This window comes from Mesorhizobium sp. WSM4830, from assembly GCF_055811495.1.
The window spans coordinates 23,529-48,166 of sequence record NZ_JBVVQI010000008.1 but is presented as its reverse complement, the minus strand read 5'-3'; the positions used below and the strand labels follow the sequence as shown (position 1 = coordinate 48,166).

The 24,638-nt window shown below is 63.3% G+C and carries 22 protein-coding genes; 17 read left to right on the top strand and 5 right to left on the bottom strand.

The genetic code is table 11. The annotated features are described in order from the left end of the window. The first annotated feature begins 5 nt into the window (after positions 1-5). The 3 genes from AC0L2Y_RS12720 to AC0L2Y_RS12710 all read left to right on the top strand — a co-directional run bounded on the left by AC0L2Y_RS12720 (position 6) and on the right by AC0L2Y_RS12710 (position 4,042). Complete coding sequence (locus AC0L2Y_RS12720; protein WP_473556507.1) at positions 6-1,226, top strand: OmpP1/FadL family transporter; 1,221 nt, start codon at positions 6-8, stop codon at positions 1,224-1,226. A 268-nt stretch (positions 1,227-1,494) separates the two neighbouring features. Beyond that, entirely contained in the window at positions 1,495-3,219 is a 1,725-nt protein-coding gene (ilvD, locus tag AC0L2Y_RS12715) for a dihydroxy-acid dehydratase (protein WP_473556506.1), read from the top strand. After that, complete coding sequence (locus tag AC0L2Y_RS12710; protein WP_473556505.1) at positions 3,206-4,042, top strand: tetratricopeptide repeat protein; 837 nt, start codon at positions 3,206-3,208, stop codon at positions 4,040-4,042. Before ilvD ends, AC0L2Y_RS12710 begins: the two co-directional genes overlap by 14 nt. A gap of 23 nt (positions 4,043-4,065) precedes the next feature. Here AC0L2Y_RS12710 and AC0L2Y_RS12705 read toward each other — a convergent pair whose 3' ends face one another. The 4 genes from AC0L2Y_RS12705 to erpA all read right to left on the bottom strand — a co-directional run bounded on the left by AC0L2Y_RS12705 (position 4,066) and on the right by erpA (position 6,025). Then, complete coding sequence (locus tag AC0L2Y_RS12705) at positions 4,066-4,383, bottom strand: hypothetical protein (RefSeq protein ID WP_352490602.1); 318 nt, start codon at positions 4,381-4,383, stop codon at positions 4,066-4,068. Positions 4,384-4,460: 77 nt separating this feature from the next. After that, on the bottom strand, positions 4,461-5,255 hold the full coding sequence (gene xth, locus AC0L2Y_RS12700; RefSeq protein WP_473556501.1) for an exodeoxyribonuclease III: 795 nt from the start codon (positions 5,253-5,255) through the stop codon (positions 4,461-4,463). A gap of 30 nt (positions 5,256-5,285) precedes the next feature. Beyond that, positions 5,286-5,675 (bottom strand): VOC family protein, encoded by a 390-nt coding sequence (locus tag AC0L2Y_RS12695; RefSeq protein WP_473556499.1) that lies wholly within the window; start codon positions 5,673-5,675, stop codon positions 5,286-5,288. Positions 5,676-5,677: 2 nt separating this feature from the next. Next, a complete protein-coding gene (erpA, locus tag AC0L2Y_RS12690; protein WP_254818314.1) occupies positions 5,678-6,025 on the bottom strand; it encodes an iron-sulfur cluster insertion protein ErpA in 348 nt (115 codons plus the stop codon). 73 nt (positions 6,026-6,098) lie between these two features. Here erpA and AC0L2Y_RS12685 point away from each other — a divergent pair, with 73 nt between their 5' ends. The 13 genes from AC0L2Y_RS12685 (at position 6,099) to AC0L2Y_RS12625 (ending at position 23,030) form a co-directional block, all read left to right on the top strand. Next, positions 6,099-7,313, top strand: coding sequence for a deoxyguanosinetriphosphate triphosphohydrolase (locus tag AC0L2Y_RS12685; RefSeq protein WP_473556497.1), 1,215 nt, complete (start codon positions 6,099-6,101; stop codon positions 7,311-7,313). 60 nt (positions 7,314-7,373) lie between these two features. After that, positions 7,374-9,131: an arginine--tRNA ligase gene (gene argS / locus AC0L2Y_RS12680; RefSeq protein ID WP_473556494.1), complete on the top strand. Its 1,758-nt coding sequence runs from the start codon at positions 7,374-7,376 to the stop codon at positions 9,129-9,131. A gap of 103 nt (positions 9,132-9,234) precedes the next feature. Beyond that, positions 9,235-12,939, top strand: a complete 3,705-nt coding sequence (locus AC0L2Y_RS12675; RefSeq protein ID WP_473556492.1) for an SPOR domain-containing protein — start codon at positions 9,235-9,237, stop codon at positions 12,937-12,939. A 118-nt stretch (positions 12,940-13,057) separates the two neighbouring features. Next, positions 13,058-14,077 carry a beta-N-acetylhexosaminidase gene (gene nagZ, locus AC0L2Y_RS12670; RefSeq protein WP_473556491.1) on the top strand — a complete coding sequence of 340 codons (1,020 nt, stop codon included), beginning with the start codon at positions 13,058-13,060 and terminating at the stop codon, positions 14,075-14,077. A gap of 58 nt (positions 14,078-14,135) precedes the next feature. Further along, on the top strand, positions 14,136-14,936 hold the full coding sequence (locus AC0L2Y_RS12665) for a segregation and condensation protein A (RefSeq protein WP_023678931.1): 801 nt from the start codon (positions 14,136-14,138) through the stop codon (positions 14,934-14,936). Next, positions 14,933-15,712 (top strand): SMC-Scp complex subunit ScpB, encoded by a 780-nt coding sequence (gene scpB / locus AC0L2Y_RS12660; protein ID WP_352451389.1) that lies wholly within the window; start codon positions 14,933-14,935, stop codon positions 15,710-15,712. The genes AC0L2Y_RS12665 and scpB overlap by 4 nt, the downstream gene beginning before the upstream one ends. 178 nt (positions 15,713-15,890) lie before the next feature. Continuing rightward, on the top strand, positions 15,891-16,112 hold the full coding sequence (locus AC0L2Y_RS12655) for a twin-arginine translocase TatA/TatE family subunit (protein ID WP_352490594.1): 222 nt from the start codon (positions 15,891-15,893) through the stop codon (positions 16,110-16,112). Between the two features lie 28 nt (positions 16,113-16,140). Then, positions 16,141-16,824 (top strand): Sec-independent protein translocase protein TatB, encoded by a 684-nt coding sequence (gene tatB, locus AC0L2Y_RS12650; RefSeq protein WP_473556487.1) that lies wholly within the window; start codon positions 16,141-16,143, stop codon positions 16,822-16,824. Further along, positions 16,821-17,684 carry a twin-arginine translocase subunit TatC gene (gene tatC, locus AC0L2Y_RS12645; RefSeq protein ID WP_023678927.1) on the top strand — a complete coding sequence of 288 codons (864 nt, stop codon included), beginning with the start codon at positions 16,821-16,823 and terminating at the stop codon, positions 17,682-17,684. The genes tatB and tatC overlap by 4 nt, the downstream gene beginning before the upstream one ends. Positions 17,685-18,015: 331 nt before the next feature. After that, complete coding sequence (gene serS / locus AC0L2Y_RS12640; protein WP_473556484.1) at positions 18,016-19,563, top strand: serine--tRNA ligase; 1,548 nt, start codon at positions 18,016-18,018, stop codon at positions 19,561-19,563. 229 nt (positions 19,564-19,792) lie between these two features. After that, entirely contained in the window at positions 19,793-20,551 is a 759-nt protein-coding gene (gene surE, locus AC0L2Y_RS12635; protein ID WP_473556482.1) for a 5'/3'-nucleotidase SurE, read from the top strand. Beyond that, complete coding sequence (locus tag AC0L2Y_RS12630; RefSeq protein WP_473556480.1) at positions 20,548-21,213, top strand: protein-L-isoaspartate(D-aspartate) O-methyltransferase; 666 nt, start codon at positions 20,548-20,550, stop codon at positions 21,211-21,213. The genes surE and AC0L2Y_RS12630 overlap by 4 nt, the downstream gene beginning before the upstream one ends. Positions 21,214-21,497: 284 nt before the next feature. After that, the gene (locus AC0L2Y_RS12625) at positions 21,498-23,030 is read left to right on the top strand and encodes a peptidoglycan DD-metalloendopeptidase family protein (protein WP_473556478.1); all 1,533 of its coding nucleotides are present in this window, start codon (positions 21,498-21,500) and stop codon (positions 23,028-23,030) included. A gap of 97 nt (positions 23,031-23,127) precedes the next feature. Here the strand turns inward: AC0L2Y_RS12625 and AC0L2Y_RS12620 are convergent, their stop codons facing one another. Beyond that, positions 23,128-24,003 carry an ATP-binding protein gene (locus AC0L2Y_RS12620; protein ID WP_473556476.1) on the bottom strand — a complete coding sequence of 292 codons (876 nt, stop codon included), beginning with the start codon at positions 24,001-24,003 and terminating at the stop codon, positions 23,128-23,130. A 295-nt stretch (positions 24,004-24,298) separates the two neighbouring features. Between AC0L2Y_RS12620 and yajC the strand changes: the two genes are divergently transcribed. Continuing rightward, entirely contained in the window at positions 24,299-24,637 is a 339-nt protein-coding gene (yajC, locus tag AC0L2Y_RS12615) for a preprotein translocase subunit YajC (RefSeq protein ID WP_352467006.1), read from the top strand. The last annotated feature ends 1 nt before the right edge of the window (position 24,638 follow it).

The window sequence follows — 24,638 nt, the reverse complement described above, 5'->3', positions numbered from 1 at the left end:
GATTCATGTGTTATTCGCGTCTGAAAGTGCTGCTGGGCGCGGGGGCTTTTTCGCTGGCTTTGGCTGGGACGGTGCAGGCCGGGGGCTTTGACCGGGGCGGCGTCAACATCGACCAGCTGTTCGACGCGGCGCCATATTCGTTCGATGCGGGCGTCACCTATGTTTCGCCACAGCGCAAACTCAAGAATGTGCAGCGTCTGGATGGCTCGGGATTGTCGACGTCGGCGGTGGATGTTGGCGGCGACTATGCGGTCCCGCATGTCGGGCTAAAGGCCAACCTCTTTGAACCGGTGGACTGTCTTGCGACCTATACGGAACCGTATGGTGCGGATGCAAACTTCGGCGCCAATAACGCCTATTCGCCGACAGCGGTCAAATACGCCGTCGACACAAACGATTTCGGTCTTACCTGTTCCTACAAGGTGAACGTCGGCAAGGGCGCCTTTCGGTTCATCGGCGGTGTCTCGTACCAACAGGTCGACGCGTTTCTGTCCCGCCAGACACTGCTCGCCTTCGGCAATACCGGCCTCGGCGTCTTCAAGCTGTCCGACGAGGCGTGGGGTTGGCGTGCGGGCGCGGCCTACGAGATCCCCGAGATCGCCCTGCGCGCCAGCCTGATGTACTCTTCGAGCTACAAGTACGACGGGCTGTCGGGAACCGTCGACACGACCGGCTTCAGGGGCGCCTTTCCGGCGGATCTGATTCCTGGCTCTACCGGGGTGTACCCAGTCTCGGCGTCGGCCGAGATACCTCAAGCTCTGGAATTCAAGCTGCAGAGCGGTATAGCTCCTGGCTGGCTGGCCTTCGGTTCCATCCGCTGGCAGGAGTGGAGCAAGCTTGGCGTCATTGCCATTAATGGCGTGCGCAGTCCGGTGACCGGTGCTCCCTCGCCCGTTTCATTCGACCTGCTTTATCGCGACGGCTGGACGGTAACCGGCGGTATCGGTCACAAGTTCACCGATCAATTGTCGGGCGTGGTTTCGCTGACCTGGGATCGCGGCACTTCGACGACCTCCGGCTATCAGTCGGATACCTGGGCCGTGGCCAGCGGCGTCTCCTATTCGCCGAACGACCAGGTCGAGGTCAGGCTCGGCGGCTCGATCGGTGTGCTGACGAGCGGGTCATCGACTTTCAGCGGTGTCGGCGACGTGGCAAATGCCGTCACCTATACCTATGGCAACGACCTGCTTCTCGCCGGTTCGGCTTCCGTCAAGATCAAGTTCTAACCACAGATTTTTAAACGGCAAAACGGCCGGGCACTGCCCGGTTGTTTTGTTCGGTGGATCGGCCAGCGCCGCAATTGCCGCCCATAACGTTCGCTCCTGTAATTGTGACGTTTTGGCAACAGTTTCTGAACAACCCTCGCGCCACCCGGCCGCCCGGGAACATTGCCCATTTCCCGCCATAAACCCGGCGCACCTCAAACTTGTCTCGGGACACGCGCCAAAAGGCTAGGCGAAGAGGCAGGCCGCACCGCCCGCGGTAAGGACGAGTATGGACGCCAGAGGGATCTCCAAGGCCAAGCTGCCGAGCCGCCACGTGACCGTTGGTCCCGAGCGGGCGCCGCATCGCTCCTACCTCTATGCGATGGGGCTGTCGGCGGCCGAGATCGCGCAGCCTCTGGTCGGTGTCGCCAGCTGCTGGAACGAGGCCGCACCCTGCAACATCTCGCTGATGCGCCAGGCGCAAGTGGTCAAGAAGGGCGTGGCGGCGGCCAACGGCACGCCGCGCGAATTCTGCACCATCACCGTCACCGACGGCATCGCCATGGGCCATCAGGGCATGAAATCGTCGCTGGTGTCGCGCGAGGTCATCGCCGACTCGGTCGAGCTCACCATGCGCGGCCATTGCTACGATGCGCTGGTCGGATTGGCCGGTTGCGACAAGTCGCTGCCTGGCATGATGATGGCCATGGTGCGCCTCAACGTGCCGTCGATCTTCATCTATGGCGGCTCGATACTGCCCGGCAGCTACCGTGGCCGGCAGATCACCGTGCAGGACGTGTTCGAGGCGGTCGGCCAGCACTCGGTCGGCACCATCGGCGACGCCGAGCTGCTCGAGATCGAGCAAGCCGCCTGTCCGTCGGCCGGCTCCTGCGGTGCCCAGTTCACCGCCAATACCATGGCCACCGTCGCTGAGGCGATCGGCCTGGCGCTGCCCTATTCCTGCGGCGCGCCGGCACCCTACGAGATGCGCGACCGCTTCAATTTCGCTTCCGGCGAAAAGATCATGGAGCTGATCGCAAGGAACATCCGCCCGCGCGACATCGTTACTATAAAAGCGTTGGAAAATGCCGCGACCGTGGTCTCGGCCACTGGCGGCTCGACCAACGCGGCGCTGCATCTGCCGGCGATCGCGCACGAGGCCGGGATAAAGTTCGATCTTTTCGACGTGGCCAGGATATTCGAGAAAACACCCTATATCGCCGACCTCAAGCCGGGCGGCAAATACGTCGCCAAGGACATGTTCGAGGCCGGCGGCATTCCGCTCTTGATGAAGACGCTGCTCGACCATGGCTATCTTCATGGCGATTGCCTGACGGTGACCGGCCGCACTTTGGCCGAAAATATGGAACATGTTTCCTGGAATGACAGCCAGGATGTGGTCCGTCCCGCCAACAGGCCGATTACCCAGACCGGCGGGGTCGTCGGCTTGAAGGGTAACCTTGCCCCCGAAGGCGCGATCGTGAAGGTCGCCGGCATGACGGAGCTCAAATTCTCGGGTCCGGCGCGCTGCTTCGATTCGGAAGAGGAATGTTTCGAAGCGGTTACGCATCGCAACTATAGGGAAGGCGAGGTTCTCGTCATCCGTTACGAGGGTCCGCGCGGCGGCCCGGGCATGCGCGAAATGCTGTCGACGACGGCGGCTCTCTACGGCCAGGGCATGGGCGGCAAGGTGGCGCTCATCACCGACGGGCGTTTTTCGGGCGCGACGCGCGGTTTCTGCATCGGCCATGTCGGGCCGGAAGCGGCAGTGGGCGGCCCGATCGGGCTGCTTAGGGATGGCGACTTGATCTCGATCGATGCGGTGAACGGCACGATCGAGGTTGCATTGTCCAAAGCCGAACTGGCGGCGAGGGCAAAAGGATGGAAGGCGCGCACGACCGACTATCAGTCGGGCGCGATCTGGAAATACGCACAGACGGTCGGATCTGCCCGCGACGGCGCGGTCACCCATCCCGGCGGTGCCAAAGAAACACACTGCTATGCGGACATCTGAGTTGTTGAGGTCGTCTGTCCTTTCGGCACTGGTTGCGCTCGCCACGTTTGGCGCGACCTTGGGCGCCGTCGGCCAGGCCATGGCCTTCGACGAAAAGGTGTTCGACGACAAGACCGGTGTGAAGCCGCAGTCGAGCCCGTGGGCGGTGTTCCAGTTCGGCTTTTCCGCCTACAAGAACGGCCATAAGGAGCAGGCCGCGGAAGCCTATAAGTATGCCGCGGAGAACGGCCAGATCGGCGCTACCTGGAAGCTTGCGCGCATGTATGCCGAAGGCGATGGCGTGGCGCGAGACGACTACGCGGCATTCAAGTTCTTCAGCGAGATCGTCGACCAGGATGTCGAGCCCGGTTCGCCCGAGGAAAGCTATGTTTCGGACGCTCTGGTGGCGCTTGGTGACTATCTGAGGAAAGGCATTCCCGGCAGCCCCGTCGAGGAGAACGAGGTGGCGGCTCAGGAATATTACATGCGTGCCGCCGCCAACTACCGCAATCCGAACGCCCAGTTCGAGATGGGCCAGATGTTCCTCAAGGGCGAGGGCGGCGTCAAGGCCAGCGTCAAGCAGGCCGGACGCTGGTTCCAGCTGGCGGCCGAAAAGGGCCATGCGGGCGCGCAGGCGACGCTCGGCAACCTGCTTTTCCAAAGCGGCAAGATCGTGCGGGGGCTGGCGATGATGACCGCGGCGCTCGAGCGGGCCTCACCCGCCGACCAGCCATGGATCCGTGGCATGCAGGAAGAAGCGTTTGCCGCCGCCGGCGAAGCCGACCGCCGCACCGCGATCTCGCTGGCCGACGACATCCTCACCAAGGGTGGCGGCGACCAATAGGTCGGCGGGATTGTCGATTTAAATCAATTATCGGTCGGTTCCGCCGGCATGCCGCCGGGCGCCGGTGTTGAGATCGGCGTGCCCTGCAGATGTGGGGCCAGCGTGTTGTCCGGGCAGCCATCCCGCTGCTTTGTCCAGGACGTGTTGTTGAGCACCATCTCGCAACGGGCGAGGTAGCTTTGGCCGGCAAGCGTCAGGCAGGCGACCCGGCCGATCTGGAATGATTTGCCGTTGGCAAGGCACTCTGCATCGGCAAAAGCCGGCGTCGCCACCGCCATCGCAAGCGCGCAGCCGATCGGGCAGAGTGCAAATCGAGTAGTCATGGGAACCCCAGCCACCATGATGATTTCTCATCAAGCACGCGATTTGTGGCGATAAGAGGTCAACTTATCAAAGTGCCGCCGGACAGCAGCTCCGGTCAGGGCGGCTGCAACGCCAGATCGATCGCCACCGGCACGTGGTCGGAGGGCTTTTCCCAGGCGCGCACCTGCTTTTCGATCGAAGCCGAGGAAAACCAGTTGGCGGCTTCGGGCGACAGAAGCAAATGGTCGATGCGAATGCCGTTGTTTTTCTGCCAGGCGCCGGCCTGATAGTCCCAGAACGTAAAGACGTCCGGGGCGTCGGTGACGGCACGCACGGCTTCGGTGAAGCCGAGATTCTTTAGCCGCCGGAACGCCTGCCGCGTCGCGGGCTGGAACAACGCATCGCTTAGCCAGTTTTCCGGATATTTCGCGTCGATCGGCTCGGGGATGACATTGTAGTCGCCGGCCAGAACCAGTGGCTCTTCCAGCGCAAGCCGCTCTTCGGCCCAGCGCTCAAGTCGCGCCATCCAGGTAAGCTTGTAGGAGAACTTCTTCTCGTCGTCGATCGGATTGCCGTTCGGCAGATAGATCGAGGCAACGCGCAAGGCGCCCTTGTCGGTCGAGAACACGCCCTCGATGAAACGCGCCTGCTCGTCGGCATCGTCGCCCGGCAAGCCGCGATTGACCTCGTCGAAACGCAGCTTCGACAGGATGGCGACGCCGTTGAAGCCTTTTTGGCCGTGAGTCTCGACATTGTAGCCGAGCGCCTCGATCTCGGCGCGAGGAAACTGCTCGTCGACCGTCTTGATCTCCTGCAGGCAGGCGATGTCGGGCGCGCTTTCCGTCAGCCAATGGGTCAAATTGCCGATGCGGGCGCGGACGCCGTTGATGTTCCAGGTGACGATTTTCATGACGGCCTCGATAGGCTGGTGGTCCGGAGACTAGCGATCCGGTGGATGACGTTCGACAAGGCCGATCGTATTGCCTGCCGGGTCCTTTAGGAAGGCCATCCATTCGCTTTCCCCCGCCTGGCCGAACAGGCCTTCGGTGTCGCGATGGACGAGCGCCGGCGGCGCGGTGAAGGGAACGCCGGCGGCCCTTGCCGAAGCGTGGAACTCTTCGAGGCCGGATATGTCGAGATAGACGGTGCCGGCCGGCAGGCCGTCGGTGAAAAGCAGGCGCACGCCACCGGCCAGGATGAAGGCGATGCCCGGCGGATCGAAACGCGCATGCAGGTTCATGCCGAGCACCTCGCGCCAGAACGCCAGCGTCGCATCGAGGTCGCGCCCGGCGGAAAGCGCGACCTGACGGACCGCGCCGATGTCGGGCATTTCTAGATCGAGAAGCTGGTGCCGCAGCCGCAGGAGGCGACCGCATTGGGGTTTCTGATCTGGAACGACTGGCCCATCAGATCGTCAACGAAATCGATCACCGAGCCGCCCATATAGACCAGCGACAGGTCGTCGATCAGCACGGTGGCCCCGTCCTTTTCAATGGCGACGTCATCGTCATTGCGCCTGTCGACCAGGTCGAACTTGTAGGAGAAGCCGGAACAGCCGCCGCCCTCGACCGAAACGCGCAGGGCCGTCTTACCGGCTTCGCTCGCCACAATCTTGGCGATCCGCCTAGCGGCGGCGTCGGTCATCTCGACTTTCATGGCGGTCTTGGCATCAGCGCCCATGGGCGTCACCTTGCTTTCCGTTTTGTATGATAGGTATGAAGCGCGACGGGGCAAGTCAACTGCGGCATACGCTATGACCAACGAGTTGGGCGACATCGGATTCGGCTATCGGCCGCGCGCGGCCTATGCCAGCGACCCGGCGAAGTCGCGCGGCCGGCTGTTCGACGAGGTGGAAAGCCCGACGCGCACGCCGTTCCAGCGCGACCGCGACCGCATCATCCATTCGACGGCGTTCCGCCGGCTGAAGCACAAGACGCAAGTGTTCGTTGCACACGAAGGCGACCATTACCGCACGAGGCTGACGCATTCGATCGAGGTAGCGCAAATCGCACGCGCTCTGGCGCGGGCGTTGCGCGGCGACGAGGACCTGGCCGAGGCGGTGGCCCTGGTGCACGACTTCGGCCACACGCCTTTCGGCCATACCGGCGAGGACGCGCTGAACGATAAGATGGCCGCCTGGGGCGGCTTCGACCACAATGCGCAGTCGCTGCGTGTGGTGACGCGGCTGGAGCGGCGCTATGCCGAGTTCGACGGGCTGAACCTCACCTGGGAAACGCTGGAGGGGCTGGTCAAGCACAATGGCCCGCTGACCGATGCCAAGGGCAAAGGGCTGAAGGGGCCGGTGCCGCAGGCGATCCGCGACTATTCCGAACTGCACGACCTCGAGCTCGACCGCTTCGCCGGTATCGAGGCGCAGTGCGCGGCGATTGCCGACGATATCGCCTACAACACCCACGACATCGATGACGGCTTGAGGGCAGGGCTGTTGACGCTGGATATGCTGGAGGGCGTCTCGCTGCCGGGGTCGATCCTCAAGGGCGTGCGTGAGCGCTATCCGGCGCTCGATGACGTACGCACCGGCCACGAGCTGATGCGCCGGCAGATCACCATCATGGTCGAGGACGTGATCGTCTCGACGACGGCCAATCTGGCGCGCATCAAGCCCGGCAGCGCCGAAGCGGTAAGGGCGGCCGGCGAGACGATGGTGAGCTTCTCCGCCGAGACGGCCGCATCGGAAAAGGAGCTGAAGGCCTTTCTTTACAAGCACCTCTACCGACACGCGGAGGTCATGCGGGTGCGCGCCGATGCCGATCAGATCGTCAGGGACCTGTTCGACGTTTATTTCGCCGATCCACGCGCCATGCCGGATGGCTGGCGCGAAGGGCTCGACCGGGCAGAGGACCGCGTCAAGGCGCGCAGTGTTGCCGATTTCCTGGCAGGCATGACGGACACTTATGCGCTCAAGGAACACAGGCGTTTGTTTGACCATACGCCGGATTTGAGCTAGGGCGGGCGCGATTTTGCCGGCCAACGCGCCGGATCCCTGCAAACCGTCAGAGCCATAGCAATGAACATCTTCGCCGATTTCAACGCGCGAATCATAAAGGTCGTCAAAGCGCTTGATTTGAAAGACAAGGATGGCGCGTCGCCGGACCTGTCGCGCATCGCCGTCGAGCCGCCGCGCGATGCCAGCCATGGCGACCTCGCGACCAACGCTGCCATGGTGTTGGCCAAGCCGACCGGCCAGAGCCCGCGTGCGCTGGCCGAAAGGCTGGCCGAGGCGCTGCGCGCCGACGAGGATATCGCGGCCGCCGAGATCGCTGGCCCGGGCTTCGTCAATCTCAGGCTCAAGGACGGCTTCTGGCAGGCGCATCTGACGGCGCTGCTCGGCGAAGGCCGCAACTACGGCCGCTCGACGGTCGGCGGCGGCAAGAAAACCAATGTCGAATATGTCTCGGCCAACCCGACCGGGCCGATGCATGTCGGCCATTGCCGGGGTGCCGTGGTCGGCGACGCGCTGGCCAATCTGATGGCCTTCGCCGGTTACGACGTGACCAAGGAATACGTCATCAACGATGCCGGTTCGCAGATCGACGTGCTCGGACGCTCCGTCATGCTGCGCTACCGCGAGGCACTCGGCGATGAGATCGGCGAGATTCCGCCCGGGCTTTATCCAGGCGACTATCTGATCCCCGTTGGTCAGGCGCTGGCCGGCGAATTCGGCCGCTCCCTGCTGCAGATGCCGGATGAAGAGGCGCTTGCCATCGTCAAGGACAGAACGATCGATGCGATGATGACGATGATCCGCGAGGATCTGGCGTTGCTCAACGTGCATCATGACGTCTTCTTCTCCGAGCGGACGCTGCATGCCAACAATGCGAAGAAGATCCGCTCGGCGATCAGCGACCTGACGCTGAAGGGCCACATCTACAAGGGCAAGCTGCCGCCGCCCAAAGGCGAGAAGCCGGACGACTGGGAGGACCGCGAGCAGACGCTGTTCCGCTCGACCGCGGTCGGCGACGACATGGACCGGGCGCTGGTCAAGTCGGACGGCACCTTCACCTATTTCGCCGCCGATGTCGCGTACCTCAAGGACAAGGTCGATCGCGGCTTCGTCGACCTGATCTATGTGCTTGGCGCCGATCATGGCGGCTATGTGAAACGGCTGGAAGCGCTTGCCCGGGCGATTGCCGGCGACGAGGTCAAGCTTACCGTGCTGCTTTGCCAGTTGGTGAGGCTGTTTCGCGCCGGCGAGCCGGTGCGCATGTCGAAGCGGTCCGGCGAGTTCGTGACCTTGCGCGAAGTGGTCGAGGAGGTCGGCCGCGACCCGATCCGCTTCATGATGCTCTATCGCAAGAACGACGCGCCGCTCGACTTCGACTTCGCCAAGGTGACCGAGCAGTCGAAGGACAATCCGGTGTTCTACGTGCAGTATGCCTCGGCGCGCTGCCATTCGGTGTTCCGGCAGGCAAGCGAGCAATTGGGCGAGGCCATGTTCGACCGCAACCAGCTGGCTGCTGAAGTGGCTTTGCTGACCGATGAGGGGGAGATCGGCCTGATCAGGAAGCTCGCCGAATATCCTCGGCTGATCGAAGCTGCGGCGCTCGCGCTCGAGCCCCACCGGCTGGCATTTTACCTCTACGAACTCGCTTCCAGCTTCCACGGACACTGGAACCGGGGCACCGATAATCCCGACTTACGTTTTGTTAAGGTTAACGACCGACAATTGACGCATGCCAGACTAGGGCTGGTGCAGGCTGTTTCGGACGTTTTGACGTCCGGCCTGACGCTGATCGGAGCCAATGCGCCCACCGAAATGCGTTAGGTTTGAGTAAAAAACCTGTCACCTTTTGCCCACATTGCGCTGGTAAGGGCCAACCCTACGCGACGTCCATGGCGTCCGAATGAGTGCGAGTTCGGGAACAATAATGGCAGACAGAACCCAGCTGAGAGCAGCCGACCACAACGACATCGCAAACGATGATCCGTTCGCGGAACTGACCAGGATCATGGGGTTCGACCCGCGCCAGCCGGTCAAACCGCAAACGCCGGCCCAGCCGAAAACCGCTGCCGCCGAACCGTCGGTGGACGAGGGCGATTTCGACATCGATCTCGAGAAGGAGTTGATGGGCGAGTTCGGCACTGATGCCAATGACAATGGTTCTCCTGCCGAGCTTCGCGAGCCGACACCCGAACCGGCCGCCGCCAACGAGATGGAGGATGAGCTTGCCGCCTCGTTCGAACAGGATTTCGCGTTCGACGACAGTGCTGCGGATGATTCTGCTCCCGTTGCGGCCGCTCCTGTTGCCGCCGACGAAATTGCCTCCGCCCCCGAAAGGTCGTTCGCTCCCGCTGTCGAGCCGGAGTTCGACGAGGAGTTCGATAACGCCGTCGCCGGCTCGCTCGAAGACGTGTCGCCGTTCGAGGACGACCTGTCGAGTGACGACGAACTTTCCGCCTCTGTCGACCAGGATTTTCGGCTCTACGACGATGTGACGGCCAAGGTGGCGGTGACGGGCGAGGATGAACCCGGGGCCGCAGCCCAGGCGATCGAGCCGGTCGACGAGCCCGCCTTCGACCCCGCCTTGGACGATGAGTTCGACAACGCCGTGGCAAGTTCGCTCGAAGACGAGCTGATGCTCGAGGAGCATGAGCCGATGGAGCAGGCGGTCGCCGTTGACACCGCCGTGCAGGCCGCCGCGCCTGCGTTCGATGACGAGTTCGACGATGCCGTTGCAAGCTCGCTCGAAGACGAGCTGATGTTCGACGAGCATGAGCCGGAGGAAAACGTCGCCGCTCCGGCATCGCCGGTTGAAGCGGTTTCAGCCGATGAAGATCTTGCCGGCCATTTCGATGATGCCATGGCCGATGTCGACATGGACTTCGACGTTCGCCCGAACGAGCCTGCCGAAATCGAAGAACCAGAGTTTATCGAAGAGCTGTCGATCGAAGAGCCAGAGGCCGCTCGGCTTTCCGGCACGGCCGCCGAGGCGGCGTTCGATGACGATTTCGATCTGAGCTTCGACGATGCGCCTGCCGAGGACGCCGAAGAGCCGGTGGCGCAGGTTGCGGCCGAACCAGCGGCGCCGGCCGCTGTCGTCCCGACGGCTCCAGTGGCCGAGGAACGGAGCCTGGAAGACGAACTGAACGCGCTGCTCGGTGCGATGAGCACACGGCCGGCACAAGCGGTCAACGAACCTCAGATGAGCCAGCAGCCTGCCCAGCAGCCTGGCCAGAAGCCCATGATGGCTGCTCAGCAGCCCGTCGGGCCGGCAGTTCAGAAGCCAGCAGTGGCCGCTGAACAGCCAATGGTGGCGGCTGAAGACGTCATCCACGAACCGGTGCATGCTGTCGACGAGCTGGATTGGGAACTGGACGAGCACGAGCCCGCCGAGCCGCAGCAGTCCAGTGCCGCCGATGACGCCGATCTTGGCAGTGTCCTCCTCGATGAGCTTGAAGGCGAGGATTTCGGTGTTGAAGCCGCTGCCGGACCTGTGGGCGATTTAGACAACGATGCGCTCGATGCCGACTTCGCCAGGAACATCGGCCTGGATCATGACTCGGCCGACAAGAGTGTGGCAGCTGCTGCCGAAGAAGACCCGCTCGATGGGCTGAACTGGCTGACAACACGCGCCACACCGCCCGAGCCGGCCCGCTCGTGGAGCCGCGTGACACCGGTTGCGCAGCCTCAGCCCGCTTTTGCAGGCCAGCCGGTCGCTTCGGCGCGTCCGGCACCGCCGCAGCCGGCTGCAACGCCGTCCTATCGGGCCGCACCGGTCGGAGAGGCGCCGTCCTATGAAGGCCAGGCATCCCGTGAAGACAGGCGGTCCAATGAGGATCGGCCATCCTATGAAGATCGGCCAGCCTACACGGAAGCTGCACCAACTTCGTATCAACAGCCTTCCGCCTATGACGAGATGCCTGATGTCGAGACGGTCGACGTGCCCGAGCGCGTCGTGGCGCTGGCGGACGATCTCGACATTCCGGAGCTCAACTTCGACGATGACGAGCCGGTGGCGCCCGCCTACGACGATCTCGATGCCGATTTTGCCAGCCTTCTCACCGAAATGAATGCCACGGATATAGCGCCTGCCCCGGTGCGCAGTGCTGGCTATGACGATGAATACGATGCCGGCTTCGCGTCTGGCTATAAGCAGGATCGTAGCGAGACGCGCGCCTATGGCGCCAAGCCTGCGGAAGCCCCCGTCAGCGCGGCAGCCGCTTCCTATGCCGATGCAGCGGACGGTTTCGATCTGGGCCCATTGCCCGGTGGCCAGCCGGTTTCGCAAGCCGACGATTTCACCTTCGATGAGCTCGACTACGACCCCGAACTGGACGACGAGATGTCGGTTCCGGGCCTTGCCGAACGCGGGGCTGAAAGGCAGCCGCGCAGGCGCGGGCTGCTGATAGGTGCGGTGGTTGGCGCGGTGGCGATCGCCGGAGGCCTTGGCGCCTTTGCGTTGACCCTCGGCGGCAAGAGCGGCGGCGATGCGCCGGTTATCGTCAAGGCCGACAACAGGCCGATCAAGATCAAGCCGGAAAATCCAGGCGGCACCGTCGTGCCGAACCAGGACAACAAGGTCTATGACGCTGTGGTCAAGGGCGCCAAGCCCGCCGAGCCGGTTCAGCAGAAGCTGGTCACCAACACCGAAGAGCCCGTGGACCTGAAGGCCAACGAACCGGAGAGCCGCGTCGTCGATCTTTCGCCCAATGACCCCGATGCCGCGGACGATATCGACGCGCCCGGCACCGAGGCGTCTGATACCAATGCGTCTGGCATCAACGCGCCTGACGCCAACGCGCCTGACACCAACGCGCTTGGCACCAATGCGGCTGGCGCTACCGAAACCGCCGCCGCACCGGCGCCCAAGTCCGAGGATCGCATCGCGCAGGTTCTGCAGGAGGCCGAGAAGGGTGCCAACCCCGAGATCGTCGCCGTTGCGCCGCGCAAGGTACGGACCATGGTTGTGAAACCTGACGGCTCGCTGGTGGCGCGCGAGGATCCGGCGCCCGCCGCCCCGCAAATAGCTGCTGCCGAGCAGGCCGATCCGGCGCCGCAGCACGTGGCTCCGGCCGCCCAGGCCGACGCCGCCGCGCAGACCGGCACCGTGCCCCTGATCGACCAAATGACAAGTGATCCGAAGATTGAGGACCAGGCGAGTGGCGACCAGCCGAGCGGTGATCAGGCCGAAACCACCAAGCTGCAGCCGGCGCCCAAGCCCGACACAAAGGCTGAAGCCAAGGCCCAGCCGTCAGCCAGCAAGCAGTCCGCCAACACCCCGGCCACGGTTCCGGTGGCGCCGCAGCGTCCGTCCGACCAGCCGGTCGATGTGGTCGGCGAGGTCAAGCCCGATCAGGTCGCTTCCATCGATCCGGCCGCGGCAGGGGCTGGTTCGTGGTCGATACAGATCGCTTCGCAGCCGACAGTCGAAAGCGCCCAGGCGACTTACCAGGATCTGCAGCGCCGCTATGGCAGCGTGCTTTCCGGCCGCACCGCCAACATCGTCAAGGCCGAGATCGCCGGCAAGGGCACCTTCTACCGCGTCCGCGTTCCGGCGCAGTCTCGCAACGAGGCGATCAAACTGTGCACCAGCTACAAGGCTGCCGGCGGCAATTGCTTCGTGTCCCACTAGCGGCACCAAAGCCCCTCGAAAAGCCGGCGCCCGCGCCGGCTTTTTTGCGTGAACGGAAAGCTCTGGAGGCAATTGCGGGCGATTCCCTTTGTCGGCGCGAAGCTCTAAACTGTTCCGCATGACCGAATCAAGATCCATGATCCTCGGCTGCGCCGGGAAATCACTGACCCGCGACGAGATCCGTTTCTATCGCAACGAATGCCCGTGGGGCTTCATCCTGTTTGCGCGCAATATCGGCGAGACCGAGCAGATCCGCGATCTGGTCGCCGCGATGCGCGACTGCGTCGGGCGTGCGGACGCGCCGGTGTTCATCGACCAGGAGGGCGGCCGGGTGCAGCGCCTGCGGCCGCCGCTGGCGCCGAACTATCCGGCTGCCGGTGCACTCGGCGCCTTGTGGCGCGACGACCATGATGCCGGCACCCGTGCCGCCTGGCTGATGGCGCGGCTGCATGCCTTCGATCTGCTGCGCTACGGCATCACGGCGGATTGCCTGCCGGTGCTCGACGTGCCGATCGAGGGCGCCAGCGACGTCATCGGCGCGCGCGCCTATGGCAAGGAGCCGCGCGCCGTCGTCGAACTGGGTCGCGCCGCGGCGGAAGGCCTGATGGCGGGCGGCGTGCTGCCGGTGATGAAGCATATTCCCGGCCATGGAAGGGCCTTCGCCGATACGCACTTCGAACTGCCGACCGTCGACGCCTCGATCGGCGACTTGCAGCGGCATGATTTTGCCCCGTTCAGGGAGCTCAACCATTTGCCGATGGCGATGACGGCGCATGTCGTCTATAGCGCGATCGACCCGAAGAACCCGGCCACCACATCCGGCAAGGTCATCGAAAAGATCATCCGCGGCGAAATCGGCTTCGACGGGCTGTTGATGAGCGACGACACTTCGATGAAGGCACTTTCTGGGGATTTCCCGTCAAAGGCGGCCGCTATCCTTGCGGCGGGCTGCGATCTGGTCCTTCACTGCAACGGCGTGTTCGACGAGATGGCCGGCATTGCATCGCGCACGACCGGGCTTGAAGGCAAGTCGTTTGAGCGCGCGGAGCGGGCGCTGACCTATATCAGGAACCGTGATCGGGCTGATGAAACCGAGGTTCGGGCCGAATTTGCCAGTTATTTCGACGCGGTGGCCTAGCATCAAAGGAAGCGAAGTGGCGGAAACATTGGACCTGAAGGCCGGCAAGGCCGCACCGATGGACCGCTTGTGGGCCGAGAACGACGATTCCCGGCTGACCGGCGATCCGGCGTTGGTCGTCGATGTGGCCGGCTTCGAAGGTCCGCTCGATCTTCTGCTGCATCTTGCCCGCAATCAGAAGGTCGACCTGTCGCGCATCTCGATCCTGGCGCTGGCCGAACAGTATCTGGCCTTCGTCGAGAAGGTGAGGGCGCTGAGGCTGGAGCTTGCCGCCGACTATCTGGTGATGGCGGCGTGGCTGGCGTTTCTCAAGTCGAAACTCCTGATCCCCAAGCAGCCTGGCGACGAAGGCGAAAGCGGCGAGGAACTGGCGGCGGTGCTGCAGTTCCGGCTGAAGCGGCTGGAGGCGATGCGCGACGCGGCGGCACGGCTGGTCAACCGCAACCGGCTCGGACGCGACGTGTTTGCACGCGGCATGCCGGAAATGGTGATCGTCGAGAAGCGCAATGCCTATTCGGCCTCGCTCTATGACCTGTTGACCGCCTATGCCCAGCAGCGCCAGAAGCAGGCAATCACCAATGTGACGATTGCCAGGCGCGGCGTGTGGTCGCTCAAAGATGCGCGCGACGTGCTGACCAGGCTAATCGGGTCGCTGCGCGACTGGACGGCGCTCGACAGTTTCCTGGTCGAATATCTGGCCGGCCCGGAAGAGCGGCGCACCGCGGTTGCCAGCTCGTTTGCGGCGACGCTGGAACTGGTGCGCGAAGGCAAGATGGAAATGCGGCAGGACCAGGTGTTCGCGCCGCTTTATCTGCGCGGCCGCGCCCAGGCCATCAAGATAGTCGAGGTGACACCATGAGCGAACGCGCCAACGCTTCGGTCATTCCGTTCAAGGTCGACGACGACGCCGAGCAAGGCGCGGTCGCCGAGAACCCGGCACAAAATCAGGGGCAGAACTTGTCGCGGAATCCTGGCGAGCGGCTGCATATGGCGGAGGCCGTACGGATGGCCGAGGCGATCGTATTCGCCAGCGCCGAGCCGGTCAGCGAAAAACAGCTCACTTCGCGATTGCCCGACGGCATCAACATTGCCGCGGCAATGGCTGAACTGCAGCAGATCTATGCGCGGCGCGGCGTCAATCTGGTGCGCGTCGGCGATGCCTGGGCGTTTCGCACCGCCGGCGACCTCGCCTTCCTGATGAGCCGTGACACGGTGCAGCAGCGCAAACTGTCCCGCGCTGCCCTCGAAGTGCTGGCGATCATCGCCTACCACCAGCCGGTAACGCGCGCCGAGATCGAGGACATCCGCGGCGTCGAGACGTCAAAGGGGACGCTCGACACGCTGATGGAGACCGAATGGGTGAGAATGCGCGGCCGGCGCCGAACGCCCGGCCGTCCCGTCACCTACGGCACGACCGATATTTTCCTCGACCATTTCGCGCTGGAGGAAATACGCGATCTCCCCGGCATGGAGGAATTGAAGGGTGCGGGGCTGCTGTCCGGCCGCATGCCGTCGAATTTCTCGGTGCCGCTGCCGCCGGCCGACCCAGATGCGCTCACCGACGACGAGGATCCGCTGACCGACATCGACCTCGAAGAACTCGGCCTTTTGACGCCGCGCGTCACGGAAGATTGAGCCGAGCGCCATCTTAAAGCCACAGGCAGGATGGAACTGCGCCGATTGGTAGCGGGCCGCCGTGCCGAAAGTGCGTGACTTCGGCGACTCATTCATGAACTCTGTCGCAGTTCTGTTTGAATCCGAACCCGAAAGCGCATAGATCAGCGTCTGGGAAACCGTTCGAGAGAGATTTGCTATGGGTTCATTTTCGATTTGGCACTGGATGATCGTTCTGGTGATCGTGCTGCTGGTCTTCGGCCGCGGCAAGATCCCCGAGCTGATGGGCGACATGGCCAAGGGCATCAAGAGCTTCAAGAAGGGCATGGCCGACGACGAGACTGCCGAGGACAAGCGCACCGTCGAACACCGTGCCGACGAAACCGTTTCGGTGCCGAAGGAAAAGGCCAGCAAAAGCTGAGCCCAAACTTTAGTCGGAACGTATAGCCATGTTCGAAGTCGGCTGGACCGAGATGCTGGTGATCGCGATCGTCATGATCGTGGTCGTCGGGCCCAAGGATTTGCCCAACATGCTGCGCACTTTCGGCCGCACAACGGCGAAGCTGCGCGCCATGGCGTCCGATTTTCAGCGGCAGTTTAATGATGCGCTGAAGGAAGCCGAGCTCGACGACGTCAAGAAGTCGGTCGATTCGCTGAGAAGCCTTAATCCGGCAGCCGAGATCAGGAAGCAGCTCAATCCATTCGAGCAGGCCGCCGCCGACGTGCGTTCCGGCGTCGACGCCGTGATGAAGCCCAAGCCGGCCGTTGATGCCGCCGCTTCGACGGAGCAGGCAGCCGAGCCATTGAAGAACGGCGCAACGACGATGCCGGGGGTCAGCCCGCCGGAGCCGACGCCGGCCACGCCGACCTTTCCGGCGATGACGGACGAGTCCGTCGTGGCGCCGGCAGTGCAGGCGCAAACGGCTGCAGCGGCCGTGCCGCAAAAAGCACCTGCGGCAAGGAAGAAGCCGGCGCCCGCGAAAGCCGCGGCCGCCGCGCCGGCCAAGCCGGCAAAGACCGCTGCGCCGAAGGCCGCCGCAAAAGCTGAGTCGAAAGTTCAATCGGCAGCGAAGAAGCCGGCGACAGCTGCGAAGAAGCCGGCCCCCAGGAAAACGGCGGGAGCCGCCAAGTGAGCGTTTCGGACAAGGAAAAGGACGAGATCGAAAAATCGTCGGCTCCGCTGATGGAGCATCTGATCGAGTTGCGCCGGCGGCTGATCTGGTCGATCGGCGGTTTTTTCGTCGCCTTCCTGGTCTGCTTCTTTTTCGCCAAGCGGCTGTTCAACCTTCTGGTCATTCCGTTCAGATGGGCGACCCAATGGGCCGGGCTCGACCCGCACAAGGTCGAGCTGATCTATACGGCGCCACAGGAATTCTTCTTTACCCAGGTCAAGCTCGCCATGTTCGGTGGCATGGTCATCGCCTTTCCGCTGATCGCCACGCAGATCTACAAATTCATCGCGCCCGGCCTCTACAAGAACGAACGCAACGCCTTCCTGCCGTTCCTGATCGCCTCGCCGATCCTGTTCCTGATGGGCGCGTCGCTGGTCTATTTCTTCTTCACGCCGATGGTGATGTGGTTCTTCCTCGCCATGCAGCAGACCGGCACCAACGACCAGGTGCAGATTTCGCTGCTGCCGAAAGTGTCCGAATATCTCAGCCTGATCATGACGCTGATCTTCTCCTTCGGCCTAGTGTTCCAGTTGCCGGTGGTGACCAGCCTGATGACGCGGGTCGGCATGCTTTCGTCCACGGCCCTGGCTGAAAAGCGCAAATGGGCGATCGTCATCGCCTTCGTGGTGGCGGCGGTGCTGACGCCGCCCGACCCGATGAGCCAGATCGGCCTCGCCATTCCGACGATCCTGCTCTACGAGGTCTCGATCTGGTCGGCCCGGCTGATCGAGCGCAGCAAGGAGCGCGACCGTGTGGCCCGGGAAAAGCAGGACGCCACCGAAGAGGTGGCCGAAAAGCCGGCGGACGCGTCTTCGACGTAGGTTCGGTTGAGGCGGGCAGCATCTTTTTGCCGGCCGCAGCAACTTTGTTCTTGCTTTGTGCCGGCAGCTATGCTACTAATTTGGGTATGGTGCCAATTGGCTCCAAAAACCCGCCTCCCGAGGCGGGTTTTTTGTTTCCAGGGTGAAAACTCCGGTGTTGTCGGACGTCAATGTCGGCAGGACAGAGGGGGGCGCGAAGGAACGCCAGCGTTCACATCTTGCATCGGCCAATGATGCGGTTTACGCCCTTTCGTCTTTGTTGTGGGGCATCTCGTTGTCCCAAAACCGCTGCGCACTTTTGGGCGACATGCCCCCTGAGGACGAACAGACCATGCTTGACATCAAATGGATTCGCGAGAACCCGAAGGCCCTTGTCGAAGCGCTCCAGAAGCGCTCGTGGTCGGCCGGGGAGGCGCAGTCCACTGTCGACGACCTGATCGCCGCGGATGAGGCCCGGCGCGAGCATCTGACCGAGCTGCAGACCCGGCAGGAACGCCGCAACGCCGCATCGAAGGAGATCGGCAATGCCATGCGCTCGGGCGATGCAGCCCTTGCCGAGAGGCTGAAGGCCGAGGTCGGCGAGATCAAGGCCTTCATCCAGAATGGCGAGGCGCGCGAGCGCGAGCTCGACAAGGCGCTGAACGATGCGTTGGCGGTGCTGCCAAACGTGCCGTTCGACGACGTGCCGGTCGGCAAGGACGAGCACGATAACGTCGTCAAACGCGTCGTCGGCGAGGTGCCGACGCGCCCGAACTGGGTGAAGGAGCATTTCGAGATCGGCGAAGCGCTCGGCATGATGGATTTCGAGCGGGCGGCAAAGCTGTCCGGCTCGCGCTTCACCGTGCTCAAAAACGGCCTGGCGCGGATGGAACGCGCGCTCGGTCAATTCATGCTGGACCTGCACACCACTGAGCACGGCTATGAGGAGATTCAGCCGCCGCTGATGGTGAATTCGGCGACGATGTATGGAACGGGACAGCTGCCAAAATTCGCACTGGATTTGTATAGAATTTACGATGAAAGCAGCCATGCCCATTACGGCATGGAAGAACATGCCGCAGTCATTCCCGGAATACTGAACCAGATCGATCTCTTTCCAAAACTTGTAAGATACCTGAGCACCAGACGCTCGGATCCGGAAAGTGAAGCGCTGTTTCAAGCTCTTGCCAACGGCTTCGGCGATACGACGCTGGAAAGCGTCGAGTATTTTGCGGATTTTTTGAACTCAGTTGTTGATGGCTCGGAGGACAGCAACAGTTTGCTCTCGGATCGATGGCTCATCCCCACTGCCGAAGTTCCGCTCACCAATCTCGTTCGCGACGAGATCACACCGCACGAAAAGCTGCCGCTTCGCTATACCGCGCTGACGCCGTGCTTCCGCTCGGAGGCGGGCTCGGCCGGGCGTGACACGCGCGGCATGCTGCGCCAGCACCAGTTCTACAAGGTCGAGCTGGTGTCGATCACCGACCAGGAGACTTCGCTTGCCGAGCATGAGCGCATGACCGAATGCGCCGAGGAGGTGTTGAAGCGGCTCGGCCTGCCGTTCCGTACCATGACGCTTTGCACCGGCGACATGGGCTTTGGCGCGCGCAAGACCTACGACATCGAGGTCTGGCTGCCCGGCCAGAATGCCTATCGCGAGATATCGTCGTGCTCGGTATGCGGCGATTTCCAGGCGCGGCGCATGGACGCCCGCTACAAGGACAAGGACGGCAAGGGCAACCGCTTCGTCCACACGCTGAACGGTTCGGGCACCGCCGTCGGCCGCGCTCTGATCGCCGTCATCGAAAATTACCAGAATGAGGACGGCAGCGTAACCATTCCTGAAGCGCTTCGCCCTTACATGGGCGGGCTGGAAAAGATCGAATCATCGAAGTGACAAGCTTGGCAGTGTCGCATTCCTTCGCGCCCCCCTCTGTCCTGCCGGACATCTCCCCCTCTAGGGGGGAGATTGGCAGTTTCGCGGCCGCAATTTTCCCTGCTACGCCAACAAGTGGCCGAAGTGGTGATGACGGCGCAATCTCCCCCCTAGAGGGGGAGATGTCCGGCAGGACAGAGGGGGGCGCCGTAGAGAGCTGCCGTCAACCTGAACCTACAGAGGCGGCTTTATGCGCATCCTCTTGACCAACGACGACGGCATCCATGCCGAGGGCCTTGCATCACTCGAACGCATCGCCCGCACGCTGTCGGACGACGTCTGGGTGGTGGCGCCGGAACAGGACCAGTCCGGCTATGCGCATTCGCTGTCGATCTCGGAGCCGCTGCGGCTCAGGAAAATCGGCCAAAAGCACTTTGCGGTGCGCGGCACGCCGACCGACTGCGTGATCATGGGCGTGAAAAAGATCCTGCCGGAAGCGCCCGACCTGATCCTGTCCGGCGTCAATTCGGGCGCCAACATCGCCGACGACGTCACCTATTCGGGCACGGTCGCCGGCGCCATGGAAGGCGCGCTGCTCGGCGTGCGCTCGATCGCCATCAGCCAGGCCTATTCCTATGTCGGCGAGGACCGCGTCGTTCCCTACGAGACCACCGAAGCGCTGGCGCCGGCGCTGCTCGAAAAGCTCGTCGCCATGCCGTTGCCGGACGGCGTGCTGCTCAACGTCAATTTTCCGAATTGTGAGCCGGAAGAGATTGCCGGAACTGTGGTTACTTCGCAGGGCAAGCTGGTCCACAGCCTGTGGGTCGACGAGCGGCGCGACGGGCGCGGCCTGCCTTACTACTGGCTGCGCTTTGGCCGCGAGCCGGTCGAGGGCAAGCAAGGCACCGACCTCCACGCCTTGCGCAATCGGCTGGTGTCGGTGACGCCGCTGCAGCTCGATCTCACCGCGCATGAAATCCGCGATCAACTGGCCAAGGCGCTCGCATGAGCTTGAACCACGCTGCAACGGTCGACGAGCGCGAAGGTTTCGCTGCCTTCCTGCTTCGCCTGCGCGGCAGGGGCACGGTGCCGAAGGCGCTGATCGCCGCCTTCGAGGCGACGCCGCGGCGCGGCTTTCTGTCTCCGCATTTTCACTCGATCGCCTGGTCGGACCGTATGCTGCCGATCGAATGCGGCGAGGCCATCGAAGGTGCCGACCTGCAGGCGGCGGTGATCGCGGCACTTGCCATCGAGCCGGGCAACCGGGTGCTCGAGATCGGCACCGGGTCCGGCTACACGGCGGCGGTGATGTCGCGGCTTGCCGCGCGGATCGTCACCATCGACCGTTACAAGACGCTGGCCGAACAGGCCCGGCAGCGCCTCGAGGCACTCGCCATCGGCAATGTCGTCGTGCGCCAGGCGGACGGTTCCAACGGGCTGGCCAACGAAGCGCCGTTCGACCGCATCGTCGCCTGGGCGGCTTTCGACAGCCTGCCGCGCTTTCTCCTCGACCAATTGTCGAGCGGCGGCATCGTCATCGCGCCGATCGGACCCGACGAAGGCGAGCAGGTGCTGGCCAAGCTGACCAAGGTCGGCAGCCGCTTCGAACGCGAGGATATCGGCCTGGTGCGGCTGCAGCCGGTCCTGCGCGGCGTCGCCGCGGTAATTTGATATCCTGACCGTCGACCGCTTGGGGGCAGCCGAAGCCTGGTGTTACGTCATCCTGGGGTGCAGCAGAATGCTGCTCCGCCGCATTATTCGGCTAAGGTCACGGAATGGATCCCAGGGTCTCCGCGACGGAGCTTCGCTCCTGCTCCGCCCTAGGATGACGAAGCTGAGAGCCTTCCTCGAATATTTTAAGAAAATTTGCGCCAGATTCTACAGGTTTAACCGACCGGTAACATTAACGCGCTTTAATCACACTCAGTTGTACCGGGTCTGTGCGGGTTAGTGCGATGCAATTCAGTGTTTTGAAGGCAAACGGACGCAATCTGGCGCGTGGCTGCGCCGTCCTCATGATCGCAGGCGCTGCGACGGGGTGTAGTTCCCAGGTGGCGCGGTTCAACAGCGTCGACGACGTGTTCACCGCCTCGACCAACAACCAGCGCGCCATCATCGACAAGCAGGACGCTGCCCAGCCCTATCCGGGCGATGTTGCGGCCGCCCCGATCGACGGCAGCCACACCCAGTCGGTCAGCCGCTCAAGCCTCGAACCGGTCACGGCGCAGCAATTGCCGCCGCCGGCTCCCGCCCTGGCACCTGCTGCCCGTCCGGTGCGCACCGCTGCCGCGCCGGCCTTGACGCCTGCCGCTCCTCGTGTCGACAGGACGGCAACCGGCACCGTCGCTCCGGCGGCAAGGCCATTCAAGAACGCCGAGCCCGACGCGCCGCGCATGGCGACGGCCGCCGGCGCGCCACATGCAACCGAGATCGTCGTCAAGGACGGCGAGACCATTTCCGGCCTGTCGCGGCGCTACGGCGTGCCGGCCGATGCCATCATGAAAGTCAACGGGCTGAGCGCGACCAAGGGGCTGAAGACCGGCCAGAAGCTCGTCATCCCGGCCTATGCGTATTCGAGCAACGGCGCCACGCCGAAAGTCGCCGACGCCAAGCCCGCGAACGGCACCAGGCACGACCAGCCGGCCGATGCGCCGGAGAAGGTGGCCGTGCTGCCGCAGCAGCCGAAGCTCAGGGAAGGCAAGTCCGCCGCGCAGGTGGATGCGTCGGCCGCTGCAAGCCAGCCGAAGGATGGAAAGGCCGCGCCTAAAACTGCCTCGGCGACGACCAAGCCGGCCGGTGCCGGCGGCACTTACACGGTACAGCAAGGCGATACGCTGTCGGCCATCGCCAGAAAGACCGGCGTCGGCGTCGTTGCGCTGAAGCAGGCGAACGGCATGCAGGACGGACTGCTCAAGATCGGCCAGACCCTGAAAGTGCCGGCAGGCGGAACCGCTGTCGTCGCCGGTGCGAAGCCGGCAAAGGTCGATCCGGTGACGACGGCCACCACCCAGCCGCCGGCCAAGACAACGCCGACGCAAACGCTCGCCTCCTACACGCCGCCGAAGAAGGACGCGAAAGTCATCCAGCAGGCCGAGGACGACGATGCGGTGGCGCCGGACGCAACCGGCATCGGCAAGATGCGCTGGCCGGTGCGCGGCCGCGTGATTTCAAGCTTTGGCGGCGGCAAGGACGGCGTCGACATTGCCGTGCCCGAGGGAACGCCGGTCAAGGCGGCCGAAAACGGCGTCGTCATCTATGCCGGTGACGGCCTCAAGGAATTCGGCAACACCGTGCTGGTGCGGCACGAAAACGGTCTGGTCACCGTCTACGGCCATGCCAGCTCGATCGAGGTGCAGCGTGGCCAGAAGGTCAAGCGCGGCCAGGAAATCGCCCTGTCCGGCATGAGCGGCACCACCGACTCGCCGAAACTGCATTTCGAAGTGCGCAAGAACTCGGCGCCGGTCGATCCTTCGACCTATCTCGAATAGGGAACGAAAAGCGATTTGCGGGCCACTTGATCTTCAGCCCGCCGAGGAAGTCCGCTCCGCAAGGTGCGGGCTTCTTCTGTTGCTAATCCTTGAGCGGCTAATCCTTGAGCGATTTGCCGAGCCGGCCTGCCAGATCCTGGGTGAACTGCCAGGCGACGCGGCCCGAACGGCTGCCGCGCGTCGTCGCCCATTCCAGCGCCTCGGCGCGCAGCGTCTCGGGATCGATGGCGAGATCGTGATGGCGGACATAGCCGTCGATCATGTCGAGATATTCGTCCTGCGAACATTTGTGGAAGCCGAGCCACAGGCCGAAGCGGTCCGACAGCGAAACCTTCTCCTCGACCGCTTCGGACGGGTTGATCGCGGTCGAGCGCTCATTGTCGATCATGTCGCGCGGCAACAGATGCCGCCGGTTCGAGGTGGCATAGAAGATGACGTTGGCCGGGCGGCCCTCGACGCCGCCTTCAAGGGCTGCCTTCAGCGATTTATAGGACGTGTCGTCATGGTCGAATGACAGATCGTCGCAAAACAGGATGAAGCGGAAGGGTGCCGCCTTCAGCAGTCCCATCAGCTTCGGCAGGGTGTCGATGTCTTCGCGATGGATCTCGATAAGCTTGAGCGGCAGGTCAAGCTTGGCCGAAGCGTTGACCGCGGCGTGCACCGCCTTGACCAGCGACGATTTGCCCATGCCGCGCGCGCCCCACAACAGCACGTTGTTGGCAGCATAGCCGGAGGCGAAGCGCTCGGTGTTGTCGACCAATATGTCGCGGACGCGGTCGACCCCGCGGATCAGGGCGATGTCGACGCGGTTGACCTTGAGCACCGGCTCCAGATAGCCGGGATCGGCCTGCCAGACGAAGCAATCGGCCTCGCCGAGGTCGGTTTGCGGCACCGGCGGCGGGGCGAGGCGGGCGACTGCCTCGATCAGACGGTCGAGCTTCTGGCCCAGGATATCGATGCTGCTGTCGGTCATCTCTTATCTTTTTTGTTTCGCATTCAGGACGGTGCGGCAGGCCAACCTACCTGATTTTAGCGGTTTCGAAACTCGTCCCAAGCATTTGTTCGGGCATGATCTTTTGCCGAAACCGAGCATCGCTTTTCGGGATCACCCTCTAACACGGCCCACCAGGCCGGAAAAGCAGCCGATTTGCCCGGCGGCGCAGTTGCATTGGCAACGTTACCGACTATATTCCGGCCAAATTTGGCGGGGACGTCGAATTTCCGCAAAACCGTTTGGCGGCTGTTTTTCAAAATTCAGGAGTACCTCGATGTTCGTGACACCGGCATACGCCCAAGGCATCGGCGGGGACTCGTCCGCAATGTTTATCCAGATCGTACCGTTTGCTCTGATTTTCGTGATCATGTATTTTCTGATCATCCGGCCGCAGCGCACGCAGCTGAAGAAGCGCGGCGAGATGCTTTCGGCGATTCGCCGCGGCGATACGGTGGTTACCGGCGGCGGCTTCGTCGGCAAGGTGACCAAGGTGATCGACGACAACGAGCTCGAAGTCGACCTTGGCGGCATCAAGGTGACGGCACTGCGCTCGACGATCGCCGATGTGCGCGTCAAGGGCGAGCCGGTGGCGAACCAGAACGCCAAGAAGTAAC

What these genes read in the sequence shown, in the direction of transcription:
- erpA (WP_254818314.1), bottom strand. Translation starts at nt 6,025, where the DNA reads ATGGGCGCTGATGCCAAGACCGCCATGAAAGTCGAGATGACCGACGCC.
- nagZ (WP_473556491.1), top strand. Translation starts at nt 13,058, where the DNA reads ATGACCGAATCAAGATCCATGATCCTCGGCTGCGCCGGGAAATCACTG.
- argS (WP_473556494.1), top strand. Translation starts at nt 7,374, where the DNA reads ATGAACATCTTCGCCGATTTCAACGCGCGAATCATAAAGGTCGTCAAA.
- surE (WP_473556482.1), top strand. Translation starts at nt 19,793, where the DNA reads ATGCGCATCCTCTTGACCAACGACGACGGCATCCATGCCGAGGGCCTT.
- AC0L2Y_RS12720 (WP_473556507.1), top strand. Translation starts at nt 6, where the DNA reads ATGTGTTATTCGCGTCTGAAAGTGCTGCTGGGCGCGGGGGCTTTTTCG.
- AC0L2Y_RS12695 (WP_473556499.1), bottom strand. Translation starts at nt 5,675, where the DNA reads ATGCCCGACATCGGCGCGGTCCGTCAGGTCGCGCTTTCCGCCGGGCGC.
- ilvD (WP_473556506.1), top strand. Translation starts at nt 1,495, where the DNA reads ATGGACGCCAGAGGGATCTCCAAGGCCAAGCTGCCGAGCCGCCACGTG.
- tatB (WP_473556487.1), top strand. Translation starts at nt 16,141, where the DNA reads ATGTTCGAAGTCGGCTGGACCGAGATGCTGGTGATCGCGATCGTCATG.
- AC0L2Y_RS12620 (WP_473556476.1), bottom strand. Translation starts at nt 24,003, where the DNA reads ATGACCGACAGCAGCATCGATATCCTGGGCCAGAAGCTCGACCGTCTG.
- AC0L2Y_RS12630 (WP_473556480.1), top strand. Translation starts at nt 20,548, where the DNA reads ATGAGCTTGAACCACGCTGCAACGGTCGACGAGCGCGAAGGTTTCGCT.
- AC0L2Y_RS12705 (WP_352490602.1), bottom strand. Translation starts at nt 4,383, where the DNA reads ATGGTGGCTGGGGTTCCCATGACTACTCGATTTGCACTCTGCCCGATC.
- AC0L2Y_RS12710 (WP_473556505.1), top strand. Translation starts at nt 3,206, where the DNA reads ATGCGGACATCTGAGTTGTTGAGGTCGTCTGTCCTTTCGGCACTGGTT.
- AC0L2Y_RS12625 (WP_473556478.1), top strand. Translation starts at nt 21,498, where the DNA reads ATGCAATTCAGTGTTTTGAAGGCAAACGGACGCAATCTGGCGCGTGGC.
- serS (WP_473556484.1), top strand. Translation starts at nt 18,016, where the DNA reads ATGCTTGACATCAAATGGATTCGCGAGAACCCGAAGGCCCTTGTCGAA.
- yajC (WP_352467006.1), top strand. Translation starts at nt 24,299, where the DNA reads ATGTTCGTGACACCGGCATACGCCCAAGGCATCGGCGGGGACTCGTCC.
- AC0L2Y_RS12655 (WP_352490594.1), top strand. Translation starts at nt 15,891, where the DNA reads ATGGGTTCATTTTCGATTTGGCACTGGATGATCGTTCTGGTGATCGTG.
- xth (WP_473556501.1), bottom strand. Translation starts at nt 5,255, where the DNA reads ATGAAAATCGTCACCTGGAACATCAACGGCGTCCGCGCCCGCATCGGC.
- AC0L2Y_RS12685 (WP_473556497.1), top strand. Translation starts at nt 6,099, where the DNA reads ATGACCAACGAGTTGGGCGACATCGGATTCGGCTATCGGCCGCGCGCG.
- AC0L2Y_RS12675 (WP_473556492.1), top strand. Translation starts at nt 9,235, where the DNA reads ATGGCAGACAGAACCCAGCTGAGAGCAGCCGACCACAACGACATCGCA.
- scpB (WP_352451389.1), top strand. Translation starts at nt 14,933, where the DNA reads ATGAGCGAACGCGCCAACGCTTCGGTCATTCCGTTCAAGGTCGACGAC.
- AC0L2Y_RS12665 (WP_023678931.1), top strand. Translation starts at nt 14,136, where the DNA reads ATGGACCGCTTGTGGGCCGAGAACGACGATTCCCGGCTGACCGGCGAT.